This is a genomic window from Bacillus sp. C-3-6 (assembly GCF_054509685.1).
The window spans coordinates 2691345-2708429 of record NZ_CM137247.1; the positions used below are offsets into that span (position 1 = coordinate 2691345).

General features: G+C 35.4%; 19 protein-coding genes. 9 read left to right on the forward strand and 10 right to left on the reverse strand.

From position 1 onward, the window contains the following. Positions 1-21: 21 nt before the first annotated feature. Positions 22-663 (forward strand): HD domain-containing protein, encoded by a 642-nt coding sequence (locus ACW0JX_RS13855; RefSeq protein ID WP_459244845.1) that lies wholly within the window; start codon positions 22-24, stop codon positions 661-663. A 61-nt stretch (positions 664-724) separates the two neighbouring features. Beyond that, positions 725-1021 carry a P-loop NTPase family protein gene (locus tag ACW0JX_RS13860; RefSeq protein WP_080120270.1) on the forward strand — a complete coding sequence of 99 codons (297 nt, stop codon included), beginning with the start codon at positions 725-727 and terminating at the stop codon, positions 1019-1021. Between the two features lie 156 nt (positions 1022-1177). Here the strand turns inward: ACW0JX_RS13860 and ACW0JX_RS13865 are convergent, their stop codons facing one another. The 7 genes from ACW0JX_RS13865 to ACW0JX_RS13895 all read right to left on the reverse strand — a co-directional run bounded on the left by ACW0JX_RS13865 (position 1178) and on the right by ACW0JX_RS13895 (position 8832). After that, complete coding sequence (locus ACW0JX_RS13865; RefSeq protein WP_001999958.1) at positions 1178-1570, reverse strand: carboxymuconolactone decarboxylase family protein; 393 nt, start codon at positions 1568-1570, stop codon at positions 1178-1180. A gap of 72 nt (positions 1571-1642) precedes the next feature. Further along, entirely contained in the window at positions 1643-3133 is a 1491-nt protein-coding gene (locus ACW0JX_RS13870) for an alanine/glycine:cation symporter family protein (protein ID WP_088023681.1), read from the reverse strand. 130 nt (positions 3134-3263) lie between these two features. Next, on the reverse strand, positions 3264-4748 hold the full coding sequence (locus tag ACW0JX_RS13875) for an aldehyde dehydrogenase family protein (protein ID WP_000920979.1): 1485 nt from the start codon (positions 4746-4748) through the stop codon (positions 3264-3266). A 17-nt stretch (positions 4749-4765) separates the two neighbouring features. Beyond that, complete coding sequence (gene dapA, locus ACW0JX_RS13880) at positions 4766-5662, reverse strand: 4-hydroxy-tetrahydrodipicolinate synthase (RefSeq protein ID WP_001169449.1); 897 nt, start codon at positions 5660-5662, stop codon at positions 4766-4768. A gap of 22 nt (positions 5663-5684) precedes the next feature. Next, entirely contained in the window at positions 5685-6626 is a 942-nt protein-coding gene (locus tag ACW0JX_RS13885; protein ID WP_053564220.1) for a proline racemase family protein, read from the reverse strand. Then, positions 6623-7660, reverse strand: coding sequence for a proline racemase family protein (locus tag ACW0JX_RS13890; RefSeq protein WP_069355759.1), 1038 nt, complete (start codon positions 7658-7660; stop codon positions 6623-6625). Before ACW0JX_RS13890 ends, ACW0JX_RS13885 begins: the two co-directional genes overlap by 4 nt. Next, complete coding sequence (locus ACW0JX_RS13895; protein ID WP_459244846.1) at positions 7657-8832, reverse strand: NAD(P)/FAD-dependent oxidoreductase; 1176 nt, start codon at positions 8830-8832, stop codon at positions 7657-7659. Before ACW0JX_RS13895 ends, ACW0JX_RS13890 begins: the two co-directional genes overlap by 4 nt. 180 nt (positions 8833-9012) lie before the next feature. Between ACW0JX_RS13895 and ACW0JX_RS13900 the strand changes: the two genes are divergently transcribed. The 4 genes from ACW0JX_RS13900 (at position 9013) to ACW0JX_RS13915 (ending at position 12620) form a co-directional block, all read left to right on the forward strand. Continuing rightward, positions 9013-10674: a sigma-54 interaction domain-containing protein gene (locus tag ACW0JX_RS13900; RefSeq protein WP_459244847.1), complete on the forward strand. Its 1662-nt coding sequence runs from the start codon at positions 9013-9015 to the stop codon at positions 10672-10674. Between the two features lie 112 nt (positions 10675-10786). Further along, positions 10787-11059 carry a (2Fe-2S)-binding protein gene (locus ACW0JX_RS13905; protein WP_000182619.1) on the forward strand — a complete coding sequence of 91 codons (273 nt, stop codon included), beginning with the start codon at positions 10787-10789 and terminating at the stop codon, positions 11057-11059. Further along, positions 11056-11388, forward strand: a complete 333-nt coding sequence (locus tag ACW0JX_RS13910; protein ID WP_000087063.1) for a (2Fe-2S)-binding protein — start codon at positions 11056-11058, stop codon at positions 11386-11388. Before ACW0JX_RS13905 ends, ACW0JX_RS13910 begins: the two co-directional genes overlap by 4 nt. After that, positions 11385-12620, forward strand: coding sequence for an NAD(P)/FAD-dependent oxidoreductase (locus ACW0JX_RS13915; RefSeq protein WP_459244848.1), 1236 nt, complete (start codon positions 11385-11387; stop codon positions 12618-12620). Before ACW0JX_RS13910 ends, ACW0JX_RS13915 begins: the two co-directional genes overlap by 4 nt. Before the next feature lie 24 nt (positions 12621-12644). Here ACW0JX_RS13915 and ACW0JX_RS13920 read toward each other — a convergent pair whose 3' ends face one another. Then, the gene (locus ACW0JX_RS13920; RefSeq protein WP_000447762.1) at positions 12645-12953 is read right to left on the reverse strand and encodes a YxcD family protein; all 309 of its coding nucleotides are present in this window, start codon (positions 12951-12953) and stop codon (positions 12645-12647) included. Further along, positions 12941-13390 (reverse strand): hypothetical protein, encoded by a 450-nt coding sequence (locus tag ACW0JX_RS13925; RefSeq protein ID WP_000914478.1) that lies wholly within the window; start codon positions 13388-13390, stop codon positions 12941-12943. Before ACW0JX_RS13925 ends, ACW0JX_RS13920 begins: the two co-directional genes overlap by 13 nt. A gap of 258 nt (positions 13391-13648) precedes the next feature. Between ACW0JX_RS13925 and ACW0JX_RS13930 the strand changes: the two genes are divergently transcribed. The 3 genes from ACW0JX_RS13930 to ACW0JX_RS13940 all read left to right on the forward strand — a co-directional run bounded on the left by ACW0JX_RS13930 (position 13649) and on the right by ACW0JX_RS13940 (position 15646). Next, positions 13649-14413, forward strand: a complete 765-nt coding sequence (locus tag ACW0JX_RS13930; protein ID WP_000447231.1) for a DUF1836 domain-containing protein — start codon at positions 13649-13651, stop codon at positions 14411-14413. Positions 14414-14647: 234 nt separating this feature from the next. Next, on the forward strand, positions 14648-15253 hold the full coding sequence (gene uptA, locus ACW0JX_RS13935; protein WP_000952913.1) for an undecaprenyl phosphate transporter UptA: 606 nt from the start codon (positions 14648-14650) through the stop codon (positions 15251-15253). A 168-nt stretch (positions 15254-15421) separates the two neighbouring features. After that, positions 15422-15646 carry a hypothetical protein gene (locus ACW0JX_RS13940; protein ID WP_000558692.1) on the forward strand — a complete coding sequence of 75 codons (225 nt, stop codon included), beginning with the start codon at positions 15422-15424 and terminating at the stop codon, positions 15644-15646. 40 nt (positions 15647-15686) lie between these two features. Here ACW0JX_RS13940 and dltD read toward each other — a convergent pair whose 3' ends face one another. Next, complete coding sequence (gene dltD, locus ACW0JX_RS13945) at positions 15687-16868, reverse strand: D-alanyl-lipoteichoic acid biosynthesis protein DltD (RefSeq protein ID WP_098127586.1); 1182 nt, start codon at positions 16866-16868, stop codon at positions 15687-15689. Positions 16869-17085 lie beyond the last annotated feature (217 nt).

The following is a 17085-nucleotide window of genomic DNA, read 5'->3' on the forward strand; positions in this document are numbered from 1 at the left end:
TTTTTTTGAAAGGATAACGATATGAAATATATATTAGATAGAACTTACGCAAAAGAATTACTCGAATGGGCATATGAACAAAACCCGGGCCCTTGGTTTGAACATTCACTACATGTTGCTCATGCAACTGAAAACATAATTATAGAACTTATAAAAAAAGGGTACAAGCTAGATGCTGACATAGCATATAACGCTGCCCTTTTGCATGATATCGGAAGATACAAAGGTTTTACCAAATCGGTCATTCATTCCTATGATGGTTATATGTATATGAATGATTTAGGATATACAGGAAACGCTGTTATTTGTGTGACACACTCATTTCCCTGTAAAAATGAACATATAGATATCGCAGCGGAATGGAGTCTAGTTCCTGACCATATGAAAAGCCGGTTAGTTGCAATATTGAATGAACATAGTAACTACGACTTATATAATAAAGTAATTACTCTTTGTGACGCTCTTGCTGACGCAGATGGCTTTACTACGCTGGAAAGAAGATTAATTTCCGTTGGTTTGCGCCATGGTACAACATCTCATACATCTTTACATTGGAAAGGGTTTTATGCGATTAAGAAAGAATTAGAAGCTTTAATCGGTAAGAGTATATACACAGTTCTTCCTGATGTAGGAAAATCTATTTATGAAGATATAGAATATTAAATTAAATACAAATTGAAAACGATAAAAATTGTATGTATGTTTCTAAAAGACTCTTTCAAAAGTGGAGGGATTTCTTATTAGTAAAATAGGATTTGACTTGATAAACCTTGAGATGAATTTTGATTTTGGATATGAAGATATAAAAGAGATTTCTATGAGATGTAAATTTTCTAACTGTTCACATACAAATGAACCAAACTGCGCGGTTAAAAGAGCTATCTCTGACGGTGCTCTTTCTGAAGAAGTAGTTAACAGTTACTATAGAGATTTTAATGAGGCACATTATGTTTCTAAACAGAAAAATAAAACAAAAGCCATTGATTATATGAAGCAATTGAAGCTTTTTACAAAACCTTAAAATTAAATAAATAGTTGTTATTTCTCATTCCTACTAAATTTAAAATTCTCCCATTATTGTATAACCATAATTTGAACCCATCCTAGATAATTTTTATACTCAAATTTAATTTCACATAAAAAACGTTTTAAACATAAAGTTTAAAACGTTTTTTATTCAATGCTTTTGATTTTTCAGTTCTGTTAAACACTCTTGCACTAAAGTTACCGCTTGACTCATCGCAGCTCCGCCAGCAAATGCTGCTGAAACACCACATGCTTCCAGAATCTCTTTATCCGAACATCCTTGATCAAGACAACCTTTTGTATGATAAATTGTACAATACTCATCTTGCGTTGCTAAACTAATTCCTAATGCAATAAGTTGTTTTTCTCTTTTGGTTAAAGCACCCTCTTGAAAACAAGCTTGCGTGAACGCATTATATGTCTCAGCGATTTCAGGAATTTGATTTGTAAAACTACCTATACCTTCTTTATAATGATGTAGAATATCATTTATCGAACTATGTTGCTCATGTTCCATCTTATTCCCTCCAGTCATATTATCCATACCTATTGTAGTATGCGATGAAATGGAGGCAATATACCTTCTTTTAAATTAAGAATTTTCAGTTAATTTACGTTATAATTTTAAATTATCATCTACAATAACTTTTCCTCTAGAACTTTTTCTTTCAACCTCTTTACTTCTTTCTTCCCAAAATGTTAATCCTTCAATCCCCACATTTTTAGGATTAAATACTGGATCTTTCCCTTCTTTTTTCTGCGTTTCATAGTCTTTTAACACTTTTAATGCGATTTTACTTAATAATAGAATCGCGATTAAGTTTAACCATGCCATACTACCGATTCCTAAATCTCCGAGATTCCATAAAAGCGACGCTGATTCAACACTACCGATGTAAACCATAATTAAAAATCCAAATTTTAAAACTGGTTTTAACCAGCCATACTTCAATTGACGATCTAAATAAGTAAGTGTCGTTTCAGCAATATAGTAATAAGCGAGTAACGTTGTAAATGCAAAAAAGAAAATTGCAATTGAAATAAATATTGGACCAAACCCTGTCATCACAGTTTCAACTGCTTGTTGCGTATAAATTGGACCTGCTTCCACATTTCCTATGTTTTTTACAATAGCGCTTTTCCCTTCAGGTATAACATTATACATACCTGTAATTAATATCATAAGAGCTGTCGCTGTACATACGACAATTGTATCGATATATACGGAAAACGCTTGAACTAATCCTTGTTTTGCAGGATGCGATACTTCAGCAGCAGCCGAACTATACGTCGCTTCTCCGACACCAGCAACGTTTGAAAATACAGCGCGTTTTACACCCCATGCAATAGCTGCACCAACAATTCCACCAAACATTTCATTTACACCAAATGCGCTAGAGAAAATTAAAGCAAACATACTTGGAATCTCCGTTACATTCGCAATTAATATGATACATGTAACAATTACATAACCAATTGCCATAAATGGAACAAGCATTTGAGAAACGCCAGCAATTCTCTTTACACCACCAAAAATAATTGCTGCTAGTAACACGACTAAAAATATACCAGTTATATATTTGTTAATACCATTAGAGTTTTCGAATCCAACTGCGATACTACTAGATTGAATACCTGGTAATAACATGCCATATGAAAGTGTTACAACTACCGCTACAATGACTGCAAACCATTTCATTTTTAAACCTTTCTCAATGAAATATGGAGTACCGCCGCGATATTCATTCCCTACTTTACTTTTGTATACTTGAGATAATGTTGATTCAACAAACGCACTCGCTGCCCCTAACAAAGCCATTACCCACATCCAAAATACCGCTCCAGGCCCGCCGAAAGCGATCGCTGTCGCTACCCCTGCGATATTACCAATTCCAACTCTTCCTGATAAGGCTAAACAAAATGCCTGAAAAGATGATATTCCCGTCTCGGAACTCTTTCCTTCAAATAATAGTTTAATCATCTCTTTAAAATAACGAATTTGCAAAAAGCGTGTTGCAATCGTGAAATATACGCCTGCCCCTAATGCAAAAACAACTAAACCGATACTCCACACTTGCCCTACTAACCATTCTACTAAATTCTCCATCCAAATCCCCCTTATCATTCTTTGGAAAAGCAATTTTATATATAAGAAAACGGACAACTATTATCAAACTTTCTAGTTGTCCGCATCTTTCATTATTTCATCCCTCAATTTTTGTCAGTAAAACACCCTATTACTTTATATTTACCCAAACACTTTTCACTTCTGTATAATTATCAAGCGCATATGAACCTAATTCGCGGCCAATACCAGATTGTTTGTATCCACCAAATGGTGCAGCTGCATTTTCTAAGTTATAATCATTAATCCACACTGTTCCTGCTTTTAATTTATTTGCCACTTGATGACCCGTTTTGATATTTTGCGTCCATACACCCGCAGCAAGGCCATAGGATGAGTTGTTTGCTCGTTCAATTACTTCTTCTGTCGAATCAAATGGAAGTACAACAACAACTGGTCCAAATATTTCTTCCTTAACGATTGTCATATCGTCTGTAACATCTGTGAATACAGTTGGTTTAACGAAATAACCTTTTTCAAGCGCACGTTCGCCACCAGCCGCAACTGTAGCACCTTCTTTCTTCCCTTGCTCAATATAATTTAACACACGCTCTTGTTGTTTCTTAGATACGAGTGGACCCATTTCCGTTCCTTTCTCCATACCTGCTCCAAGTTTTACGTTGTTCGCCATTTTCACAAGTGCATCTACTACAGTTTCATAATGTTTACGATGAACAAATACACGTGATCCTGCGCTACAATTTTGACCGTGATTATACATAATACCTTGGAATGCACCATTAATTGCTTCTTCCAAGTCCGCATCTTCTAAAATGATATTTGGTGATTTGCCGCCAAGCTCTAACGTTACATGCTTAATCATTTCTGCAGACTGACGCATAATATACTTTCCTGTAACAGTAGATCCTGTAAAAGCAACTTTATCAATGTCATGATGATTTACAATTGCTGCTCCTGCTTCAGGACCAAAGCCTGGTACAAAGTTTACAACACCGTTTGGAAATCCAGCCTCTTTAAAGAGTTTTGCTGTATATAGTAAGGATAAAGGTGTTTGCTCTGCTGGTTTTAATACGATCGTACAACCTGTCGCCAGTGCAGCTCCCATTTTCCAAGAAGACATAACGAGCGGAAAGTTCCACGGAATAATCTGACCTACAACACCTACAGGTTCATGTCTCGTGTAATTTAAGTAATCTTTTGAAATTGGGATTGTTTGCCCAATAATTTTTGTAGCCCATCCTGCGTAATAACGATAATTTTCTACAGTCGCTGAAATATCATCATCAAGTGCTACTTGATATGGCTTTCCATTATCTAAAGCTTCTAGTTGCGCTAATTCTTCTCTATGTTCTTCAATTAAATCTGCTAACTTATAAATAAGATGCGCTCTTTCAGCAGTAGTCATTTCTGCCCACGGACCAGATTTAAATGCAGATCTTGCTGCTTTTACTGCAGCATCAATATCCTCTTCTTGCGCTTCACATACAACTGCTAGAACATCTTCTGTTGCTGGATTGTATGTTTCAAACGTCTTTCCGCCTATAGCAGAAACAAATTCGCCATTAATAAACATTTTAATTTCTTCATTTAAAAACGCTTCCACTTTTGGTTTCAGCTCAATATTTGTCTTTAACATTATGTTCTCCTCCTTATTTAAACAGCTGCATGAGCTGCAATATTTGATAAAATCGTTTGAAGCTTTTGATCTTCGTCAACAGTTAATCCTAGTCTTGGATAGCGAGAAGGTCCTCCCGCTTGCCCATGTAATTCCATGGAACGTTTAACGATTTGAACATATTTCCCTGATCCTTCAAGAAACTCGCAAAGTGGTAAAATAGCATCGTTTATTTCCCACGCCTTTTCTAATTCACCATTTTGAAAATGCTCATACATTTTTGTAACGAGACCGGGAACGATATTTCCTGCTACTGAAACCCATCCCGAAGCACCAACTAAATATGATTCCATAACTAAATCTTCAGAACCACAGAAGACTTGGAAAGCCCCTTCACTTTGTCTTACTAAATCTCTCGCTTTTCGAATATCTCCGCTAGATTCTTTAATATGTGTAACATTTTCACACTCTTTTCCAATACGGAGCATTAGCTCTGTACTCATATCGACACCAGAAGTAAATGGGTTATTGTATAGCATAATTGGTATATTTACAGAGTTTGAGATTTCTTTAAAATGAAAATAAATCTCCTCTTCCTTCGGTTTACAATAGTAAGAGTTTATAATTAATGCACAATCCGCTCCGTGCGCTTCTGCATGTTTCGTATATTCAATTGTTTCTTTTGTGGTCTCTGCTGCAGTTCCAACAATGACTGGAATACGGCCATCAATTTCTTTCAACACAGTTTCTACCATTTTAAATCGTTCTTCTTTTGATAAACTTACAAACTCTCCTGTACTTCCATTAATGATAATACCTGCAACCTTTTGTTCGATAAAGTAATTTACATTTTGTTTTACCCCATCCCAATTAATTTCCTGAAATTCATCCATCGGTGTTATTAATACTGGAAATGCCCCTTTAATTTTTTGCATATTTATCTCTCCCTATCACATTTTATTTTAATAAGAATCCTGCCGGAAACGGATCCGTAGGGTCTAATAGAAACGTCTGCATCCCTGTAATAAATCCTCTACTTTCAAAACGGAAAATGTATCCTAGTTCCTCCTTCTTCACTTTTTCCACAGTTATAAAACTATTAAATATACTTTCATTTTTAAAAGGTTTATCCGCCATATAATCATTTTTAAATAATGCATGAACATAGGAAACGATAGTAGAAACAAAACCTGGCGAACGTACGATAAAGTTATCTTCATGAAATGTAATCGACTTTATATGGTTCTTTTCTTTTTGCGAAGGATCTACTAAAATAAGCCTTTTTATTAGCGACTGTTTTTGTATAGCCTGCAGTGTAGCTTCTCCCCATCTTTTCAATTCTGAAATGTTTTCAACACGAATTTCTGGTGAATACGTATCCTTTTCTACTACTGCATATACTTTATCTGCCTGTATGAGAGAGTAAGTGATATTACCACTCTTTAAATTTTCCTCAATCATATAGCATAGTTTGCTTTCAAACGAAACAGATATAACTTCATCATTCTCTACATACGCATGAACTAAAAATATTCCAGATAACGTTTCAATTTTATATTGATTGGACTCTCTCTTTTTTAAATACCCACTTTCGAGTAACATCGTTATTACCGCAACAATGCCCCCATAATGAAGCGGAATCGAACCTTCATGATTAAAAAATAATACAGCTGCATCTACTTCATTATGGATAGATGGAACGACAATACACCCATTCAAACCGATAAAACCACGTGGTTCATTTAATAAAAGCTTCATCTCTTCTGCTAATTCACCTGAAAATTGTTCATTTAATTGCTCCAAACTGTAGTAGTATTTGCATGGTACGTCTTTCATTACACGAAATGCCTCGCCATTTACATGTACGTCTACTGCTGTATACATTTTTTGAATGTTCATTTTATATCCTCCGTTTCATGTTCCATCGGCGGAATTAGCAAAAATCCTTCTTTGAGTGGATCCATTTCATTGTAAAAAAATTTATGCATACCCATAAGCCAAGCTGATCCCGTAATTTTCGTTATGACAGCTTCAATATTTTCAACATGTGTCGTGTTCACGACATATCCTTTAAATAAAGAACCAACGATACTCTCATGAATGAACTCTTCACCAATTTTGATTTCTTTCTGAGCGTATAATACAGCTAGCTTCGCAGATGTTCCTGTACCGCATGGGGATCGATCTATTCCGCCTGGTGGTACAACAACTGTATTTTTCACATGCGCACATTCATGAGTAGCATCTGTATAAAATTCAACATGTGTTAATCCTCTAATAAACGAATACTCTGGATGAATGATTTCAAACTTCTCATTAATTGTGTTTCTTATATGAATCGCCTTATCAATGATTGTAGATGCATTTTCTGGTACTAATTCTAGGCCTACTGACTTCGCATCAATAATGGCATAAAAATTCCCTCCATACGCAATATCAGCCTCTACAGTTCCTATGTCTTTGACTTGTACAGTAATATTTTTCAATAAAAAAGCTGGTATGTTACAGAAAGATACCTCTTTTGCTTTTCCATCTTGAACAGCAATATCTACTTCCACTAAGCCAGCCGGGGTATCTAGTTTTAAAGAAGTAATCGGTTCAACTACTGGAATTAAACCTGATTCAACTAACGCTGTACATACACCGATTGTATCGTGACCGCACATCGGTAAGTATCCACCTGTCTCTATGTATATAACACCTATATCAGCCTCAGGATGACATGGGTCTGTTAATAATGCCCCTGACATTACATCATGACCACGTGGTTCATTCATTAACAATTTTCGAATCCAATCATATTCCTTTTTCATATGTAACATCTTCTCTGCCATCGTCTCTCCAATCAACTTTGGAAGTCCGCTAATTAATGTCCTCGTTGGATTCCCGCCCGTATGTGTATCAATAGTCGTAAAGACTCTTTGTGACCTCATCCGTTTAACACCCTTTCTGTAAAACGACTCAAACGAAGTGGTTCAATAGGAATAATTGTCTCTTTTTCATTTAATAACTCTTCAATTACTTTCCCAGTAACTGCTGCAAGACTAATCCCATCCCCTTCATGTCCAGCGGCAATGAAATAATTCGGAATATGTTCCACTCGTGAAATAATCGGCAAATGATCTTCTGTCCACGGACGTAAACCAGCGTAAGAACGAATTACCATCATATCTGCCATTTTCGGATAAAAGCGAATCGCTCTATTTGCGATACATTTAATGACTTCATTATTTATTCTCGTATGAAACCCTACAAATTCACGACTACTTCCAATTAAGAAATTTTGACTTTCAGTAGGCTCAAATACGAGCGCAACCCCGTATTTTTCAGTTAAAGCATCTACTTTTCTTTTTCCGCCAAATTTAGAAATTAAATAACCGAATTCCATTACTTTACGGCATCCTACATGTTGCTGCCTTGATGCTACTATAATATGCCCTTTTCTCGGTTCAATTGGTATATTTACATTTAACATCTGACCAATCTTATGAGCCCACACACCGGCTGCATTTACAACTTGTTTTGCTGTAAAAGTACCATTCGTAGTTTCTACAACAAATGAACCATTCGTCTCTATTTTCATACTCTTTACTTCGGTCTGCTTAAAGGCTTTTGCGCCAAACTTTTGTGCCTCTGACAGAAGCGAGAAAGCAAGGAGATATGGATTCACAGTTGAATCCGTCGCACATTCTAAACCGCCTAATAAGTCATCAGCAAAAAAAGGCGACTCTTCTCTTATATCTTGCCTATCAAGCATTCGAAACGGTAATCCAGCTTCTTTTTGCCGATCTACCCATTGCTGCGCAGCTTCCATCTCTTCGTCTGACTCACATACGAGAATACTTCCTGGTGCCCTATATTCAAATGAATGCTCTAATTTTTCACTTAAATCAGTTACTAATTTTTGACTTACTAAAGACATTTGACTATCAAATCCTGGGTCTTTATCAATGGCCAAAATATTCCCATCACACCGTGAAGACGTCCCGCTGACAAATTCTCCTTTTTCAATGATTGTTACGTCTCTTCCGTATTTTGAAGTGTAATAAGCGATAGAACACCCTATTATTCCACCACCTATAATTAAAACGTCGCAGTGCCTCACAATATACTCCTCCTTTCCCTAAACCTCTCACTTTCTTTTATGCAATTGACGTGCCAATTCTACACATATACAATTTCCATAAACAATATTTTTATTTGTAAAAATAATTCAAATTTATAGTAAATAGGTGTATTATTTTTTTATCACTGTCAAAATTTTTATACATAACGGGAGGATATTATGGCATTTTCATTTCCGACTATACAAGAGTTTTTGGAAAATATTTTAATCGATCATACATGTAGCCTTAATCACATTAAGCAAGTAAACGAAAGGTTTTATTATCTCCCTTCTACTACAGAAGAATATAATTGCGCCATTATTTATGTAGATGACTCATTCACTGCATTAATTGACGCTTTTTCTTATGAATTAGCTGTTATCATCCTTAACGAAAACGATGAGCCGATATTCTGTATAACTTCTCAGCAAATGATTCCATTTCTTTATAAGTCCTACAATGAACTACAGTCATTTTATGACACCGTAATACAAACAACTGACTCTTCTGTTACAGTCATTGATAGTAAAGAATGCGTTCGAACTTGGACAGATGGTGCTGAAAAAATATTTTCAGTCAACCATAATGAGATTATTGGGCAACCGATTACTCGTTTTTTTGATTATAAAGACTTGGAAATTTTACAATCTTTACATGATGGAAAAAGTATAGTCGCTCAGTTCCATCAGCCTCGTCCCGATTTATTCGTATTAATTAATTCAAATCCAGTTTATTGTAATGATGAAATTATAGGAGCAGTCGTTTCAGAAACAGATGTTACAAATCAAGTCGCTTTAAATGAAAAACTATTTAATATGTCACATGAAATGCACCGTTTAGAACAAGAAGTGGCAAAGTATAAAGATGAATCTGATCCTTTCCTTGCGATGAATGGAAAAAGTCCTGTTATACAAAGAACGATACAATTAGCTAGAAAAGTTTGTTCGGTGAAATCAACTGTTTTAATACTTGGGGAAAGCGGAGTTGGAAAAGAAGTATTTGCGAAAGCAATTCATGAAGCAAGTGAAGCAGCGAAGGCGCCTTTTATTTCGATTAACTGCGGGGCAATTCCAGAAGCGTTATTTGAAAGTGAATTATTCGGTTACGAGCGTGGGGCGTTTTCTGGAGCTAATAGTAAAGGGAAAAAAGGTAAAATTGAACTCGCACAAGGCGGTACTTTATTCCTCGATGAGATTGGCGAAATGCCGCTCGATATGCAAGTAAAACTGTTACGTGTACTACAAGAACGAAAGTATTACCGAGTTGGCGGAGAAAAAGAAATTAATATTGATTTCCGCATTATCGCTGCTACAAATCGGGATTTACAAGAAGAAATGAGAAAAGGAACTTTCCGAGAAGATTTATATTATCGTTTAAATGTAGTTAGCCTGCATATTCCACCGCTGCGTGAAAGACGAGAGGATATTATCGAACTCACATACTCATTCTTAAACGATTTTTCGATCAACTATAACCGACCAATTCGTGACCTACCTTCAAGCATTATGCATGAACTGCTTCATTACAATTGGCCAGGTAATATTCGCGAACTTCGAAACGTTGTTGAACGACTTGTGGTATTCGCAACAGACGGAATTATAAAACAAGAATATTTACCATTTCATACGACTGAAACTTTAGACAACCATACAGCTCATTCCCTATTACTCAGCAACAATAATACAATCCTTTCTTTACAAGAAGAGATGGATGAGCATGAGAAAAAAGTTATTGAAAGGGCTTTACGAATTTTAAATGGGAATAAATTAGAATGTGCAAAACAACTTGGCGTAACAAGGGCTACTTTATATAACCGTTTAAAAAAACTTGGACTTCAATAAAGAAGCAGTATGCACCGATTAGGCGTTTACAGGTAGCTCTCTCTCCTTCCTCTATATTGGCATGATTTTTGCATATATAATTTGTGCAAACCGAACTAGAGGAGGAATACACATGACAAATAAAAACAACTTAATCGTTTGTCGTTGTGAAGAGGTTACATACGGACAACTTCAATCGACAATTGCTGAATATAACTGCTCGGCAAGAGAATTAAAACTAAGAACACGTGCTGGCATGGGATTTTGCGGTGGTCGTACATGCAGAATAATGATAGATCGAATGATTGAAAATGCGAATCCTGACGTAACTCTTAATGAACTACCGTTAAAATATCAACCACCAATACGTGCAGTTACTTTTGGATCGGTAGGTGAAAGTAAATGAGTAGAATTACACATCACCCTATTTTAGGGACTTTACAAAGTAGTGAGCGTATTACTTTTCAATTTAACGGTCATCAATACGAAGCATATGAACATGAAACGATAGCTGCTGCCCTGTTAGCAAATGAAATACGGACATTAAGAGTTCATGAAGATAGCGGGACACCGCGAGGTATTTATTGTAATATTGGGCACTGTTCTGAATGCCGCGTGACAGTAAATAATCAAACAAATGTACGCGCATGCTTAACTGTTGTAGAAGAAAACATGGTTGTTGAAAGCGGGAAACAGCATCCGAATATCGTGAGAGAGATGGTGAAAAAACGATGAGTGATGTAATTATCATTGGTGCAGGACCAGCGGGATTATCTGCTTCTATCTCTTGTGCTCGTTTCGGACTAAAAGTGCTCGTTATTGATGAATTTATGAAGCCGGGCGGGAGATTGTTAGGACAGTTGCATCAAGAGCCTACTGGAGAATGGTGGAACGGAATAGAAGAATCGAAGCGACTTCATGAAGAAGCAGAATCACTTTCAGTACATATCAGGTGCGGTGTTTCGGTCTATAATTTAGATAAAGATGAAAACAATTGGTTTGTACATACTAATATCGGTACGTTAGAAGCACCGTTCGTACTACTTGCTACTGGTGCTGCGGAATATTCTATTCCCCTTCCAGGCTGGACACTTCCAGGAGTGATGTCAATTGGAGCAGCTCAAGTTATGACAAATGTTCATCGCGTGCAAGTTGGAAAAAAAGGAATCATTATTGGTGCTAACATTTTGTCTTTCGCCATTTTAAGTGAACTGCAATTAGCAGGAATTAAAGTAGATCATATTGTACTCCCTGAAAAAAGCGAGTTAAGTCAAAAAGCTGGTGAACCTGAAGAAGTTTTAAACTCTCTTTTAAATGCAGCACATCTCGCTCCTTCTGCTATTTTACGAATAGGTAGCCACTTTATGAAATATGATTGGATTCGAAAAGCTGGATTAACATTCTATCCAAACAGCGGAATGAAAATAAACGGAACGCCACTTCACCTTCGGAAAGCAGCTCTTGAAATTATCGGAACGGATCAAGTTGAAGGTGTACGTATTGCTAATATTGACTCTAAAGGAAATGTTATTAATGGATCAGAGAAAATATATGAAGCAGATTTTGTTTGTATTGCTGGGGGATTATACCCACTTGCCGAACTTGCAGCTGTAGCTGGTTGTCCCTTCCATTACATTTCAGAATTAGGCGGACACGTTCCTCTCCATTCCGAAACAATGGAAACCCCTCTTCCTGGTTTATTTGTAGCTGGCAATATTACAGGCATTGAAAGCGGAAAAATTGCGATGGCGCAAGGAACTGTTGCAGGTCTATCTATTGCTAAATATGCAAGTAAAAAACGTGATATAGTCGACCAACATTTATCTCACGCCATTCAAAACGTTCACTTTGTTCGTCAGAAAGCTGCAATTCAGTTTAATCCGATGGTAGATATCGGTAGACGAAAGATGAATGAAATTTGGCGTGATTATTCTTCTACATATGCACATACTAAAAAGAGCTGCTGAGATTATTCTCAACAGCTCTTTTCTCTACTCATCTGAGTTATTAAATCTCGCTAATGCGTAAATACCTTCTTCATCATCTAATTCAAGTTGTAATCTCGCTGCGAATGAATTGACATTATATTCTCTGTCAAGCAATAAGCGTAATGCTTCGATTAAGTTTGCTTGAATTAAAATTTGCTGGCGACCATTTACCTCTACTTCCGCAGAGAAACCGTAGTCATCGTCATACATGAGTTCAACTAACACTTCTTCTGGACCCACTTGTCTTTTTTCAGCTATATATACGCAAAGCGCATTTATTAATTCTTGTTCAGAAATTTTTATTGTTTCCATGCTACTTCATCTGCCTTCTTTTTACGTTGGTCTTTGAAGTATTTAAATGCACGAACTGCTAACATTACGATACCAGCCATTACTAACATATTTACCATAAACGCTAATACAGAACCAAGAGCTCCCATATTTGCAAATAAGCTACCCATTAGTAAACCACCAAGACCACCTAGTAATAAACCTTTCATAAAGCTTCCTTTATTACTTTTTGGTGCTGTGTTTGTTGCTTTCGTTTTTGAATCTGGAGTCGTTTTTTGAGAATTTACATTTGAGTCTTTTTTGTTTAAATCAACTTTTGACTTTTGACCTGAACTTGGTGTAAATGATTTTTTACCAGATTTGTAACTTTTCGCTGCCGCATGATCTACGAACATAAAGCTGCTAGCCCCAAAGATAACCATAAATGCTGTCATTACTGCTACAAGTTTTTTCAACATATTATATCCATTCTCCTTTTATATAGATATATGTGAAATCTATCTTTCTAGTAAATTCAGAATGATAGATTTGTTTTTAAGAACATTTTAAAGGTTCTTATGAACTTATTATATGAACTTTTGTCGAAATATGCAAGTATTATTTACTTCCGACAGTTTGGTGACAAAGGAAAATTTAAGCAAAACAGAATTGACTTTAAATGAAACAAAACATATTATAAGTTCATAAGAACTTTTTATTATTTTGGAGGTGAAAAGATGGAAACATTTCATCTCACACGAAACGAAATGGCTACCCTTCTTCTATCACTAAGAGGATGGAATACGAAAAAGCCTCTCGGTATTTTACAAGAAGCTTGGGCAAAGTCACATAAAAAAGATATTGAAAGCGGACAAAGCGTTACAGCTTTTATTACTACCGCACTTTCACCTATTTTTGAAAAGCTGATTAAAATTGACGATACTGATGTCGGTTTTTCTTTAAATGAAATAGTTGCGCTTGGCAATCAGATTGAAAACACAAGTTTCTCTGTAACTGCTATGCAAAACTGGGTGAAACGAGATATAAAAGAAATGATTGGCTCTCCTCAAAAAGGGAAAAAATATTCAATTGAACAAGCAGCCTTACTATTTATTGTCGAAGATTTAAAAACAGCACTTGATTTTGAATCCATTCGTAAGCTATTACGCCTTATTGTAAATGACCCAGCCGATCGAAGTGATGATTTAATCAATCCTGTTCATTTATATGTAGCATACTCTTCTCTATTTGAAGAACTCAATCAAGGGAATTGCTTACAATTAAATGCAACAGATACCGTTCATACAATTGAAAACATCGTAAAAGAAAAAGCTGATAAAATCGCAAGCAAGTTCGATCAAATTAATAACGAACAACGCGAAGCAATTCGTAACGCTATTATTATTGCGACCCTTTCTGTACATACCGCTTATGTACAAATGTTAGCAAAGCGTTACGTAACAGCAACTTTATTTTTACAGAACTTAGATGTGAAGCCTTAAAAAATAGGAGCAGAAATGCTTCTATTTTTTTATGAGAAATTTTTAATAATCTTTTCATTAACCCTTCATGAAAACGCGGCTTATATCCTTTACTATAATACTTATAAGAGACATAAAAGAATTGAAATAGCAATCCCCTATGTAAATAAGGTATAATCTACATATAGTGAACCTTTTATGTCATTAAATAAATGGTTCTTATACTCAAAAATTCATAAACTAGAAGGTGCAACAATGTTAAGTAGTTTTATTCATTCAGTATTAACGTTTTTTGAAGGATTAGGTTATTGGGGCATTATGCTTGGACTTATGATTGAGATTATCCCAAGTGAAATTGTCCTTGCTTATGCAGGATACTTAGTATTCAATGGAAGTATCTCATTTATAGGTGCTGTTGTATTCGGTACAATTGGCGGTGTTATTGCCCAAATCTTTATTTATTGGCTTGGACGATACGGCGGACGACCTATATTAGAACGTTATGGAAAATATATTTTCATACATAAAAAACAAATAGATGCTGCAGAAGATTGGTTTAATCGTTACGGAACTGGCGTCATTTTTACAGCACGCTTCATTCCAGTAGTGCGTCATGCGATTTCAATTCCTGCTGGTATTACAAAAATGCCTTTACTACGTTTCACTACATTAACAGCACTCGCAATCATCCCTTGGTCCATCATTTTCATTTATCTAGGTGAAAAACTAGGCGAAAACTGGGAGAATATAAACGATATTGCTGGTCCGTATGTGAAATCATTTGCAATTGGTGGCGTCGTACTTATACTTTTATACTTCGTTATAAAAAAATGGACAAAAAAGCGCAAAAATCTTGCTTAAGAATATAATAAAAACCGCTATAAATTCATTCGGAATTATAGCGGTTTTCTATTTATATATGAATTAATCTCCAGGAATTATATAACACCTTTCCATCTACATTTACATGGATAAGCAACCATTCGATCATTCCTTTCGTATATTATCTCAAAAAGGAGTGATTCCCCTATGCATTGGCAGCAAAAAATACCATACTTAATCGGACGCCCTATCGGTATTTCCTTCATAAATGGGCAAGGAACTTCAGGTGTATTATGTTCAGCGCATGATGGGCAATTATATGTGTATGAATACCTTTATCAAGCCCAGTTCGCAATGAAACATTATGATTATAGACAGGTTCAAGATATACATGCATTCCCAAATTGTCCTCACCAAAATCCTCTATACTAAAAAAATCGGAACGGCTCATAGCCATTCCGATTTCTATACTTTATTTCTCAGAATAAAATTTCTGCACTGCTTCATCAAAATAAATCCAACCTTTCCAGCCTAAATGAATCGTATCTTTTAAGAAATACTTATCATATTCATGACCAGAGAAATCAACTACTGGATATCCTGCTTTCTCAACCTGTTCTCGAACTTTATTATAATACACTTCACGGCGTTCTTTCGGGAAGCCAGTATAATCATACCAAGGCCCATTTACAGGTACAGAAATAAAGAGTGGTTTGACATTTTTCTCTTTAAATAAATCTAAAATAATTTGTAAATCATCATATTCTGGTGATTCATCATATGTTTCATTTGCTCTAAAGTTTTTTAAACCTTTTAGTTTTTTCTTCAGATTATTCTTATGATAATACGGATTTTCAATTCCGAATGTATTTGTAGTAGACTCAGCTTTCCCTTCTTGTTCTGCGTGTTTACGTGCGTCTTCCCAAGAAATTGAACGAAGCCCGCTATTGGTTTTCTCTTTCATCGGTTCGATTTTAAATAAAGAGTTAAATAAATCTCTATGATCTAAAATATTTCGATACATATAAGCAAGTGGTTTAACTAAACCTGCTTTTATGTTATGTTTCGTATCATTATATACAATACCTTCTAATGAATTTTTTAATATATCATCTTCTTGAACAACTTTATAATCTAATAGCCGTTTCGCGATTTGCTTCTTCATTTCTGGATTTATCTCATCATTAAAAATAAAATGATATGCTTGTTGTTTGGAGAAATTATTAGTGAAATCCCCTTGTGAAACACCAGTCTTTGTAAACCATTGTGGTGAAAGAACAAAGACTACTTTTTTACCTTCTAATTCATCCATAGTAGATGTCATATTTAAAATATGAGCTAAACTTTGTGTACCGCCAGTTCCAATTAAAAACGGTGTAAAACCAGCTGGATTTACTTTGAAATAATTAGACGGATGATATGCATCCATTCGTAAAAATTCTGATGAACCGTACATCGGTAAATACTGTGAATTATCTAACATTTTTTGCTGTAAGAAAGCACTTTGTAATTTCTCTTTTTGTAAAGAAGTTGCCGCATCTTCTACCTTCTTATCACTAATAAGCGATACCAAACTTTTCGATGGGATTAGAATGATAATGAAAAACAGCACACACGCTAAAATTATAGGACCAAAAGCATGCTTCATTTTCATCTTCTGTCCCTCTTTCTATCGTTATTAACTTGTAACCCTTGTTTTTGACACGTCATCTTTTCTCTCCTTTTTCTCTATACATGTTCCATTCTATTTATCTATTATATACATGTATGTATTTCCTTCCTTGTTCTATTAAGCCCTATATAAATAGCGCCAGAAAATGTTTCCATAGAAACACGTTAATTATACAAGATTCTACATAAATTTCACACTG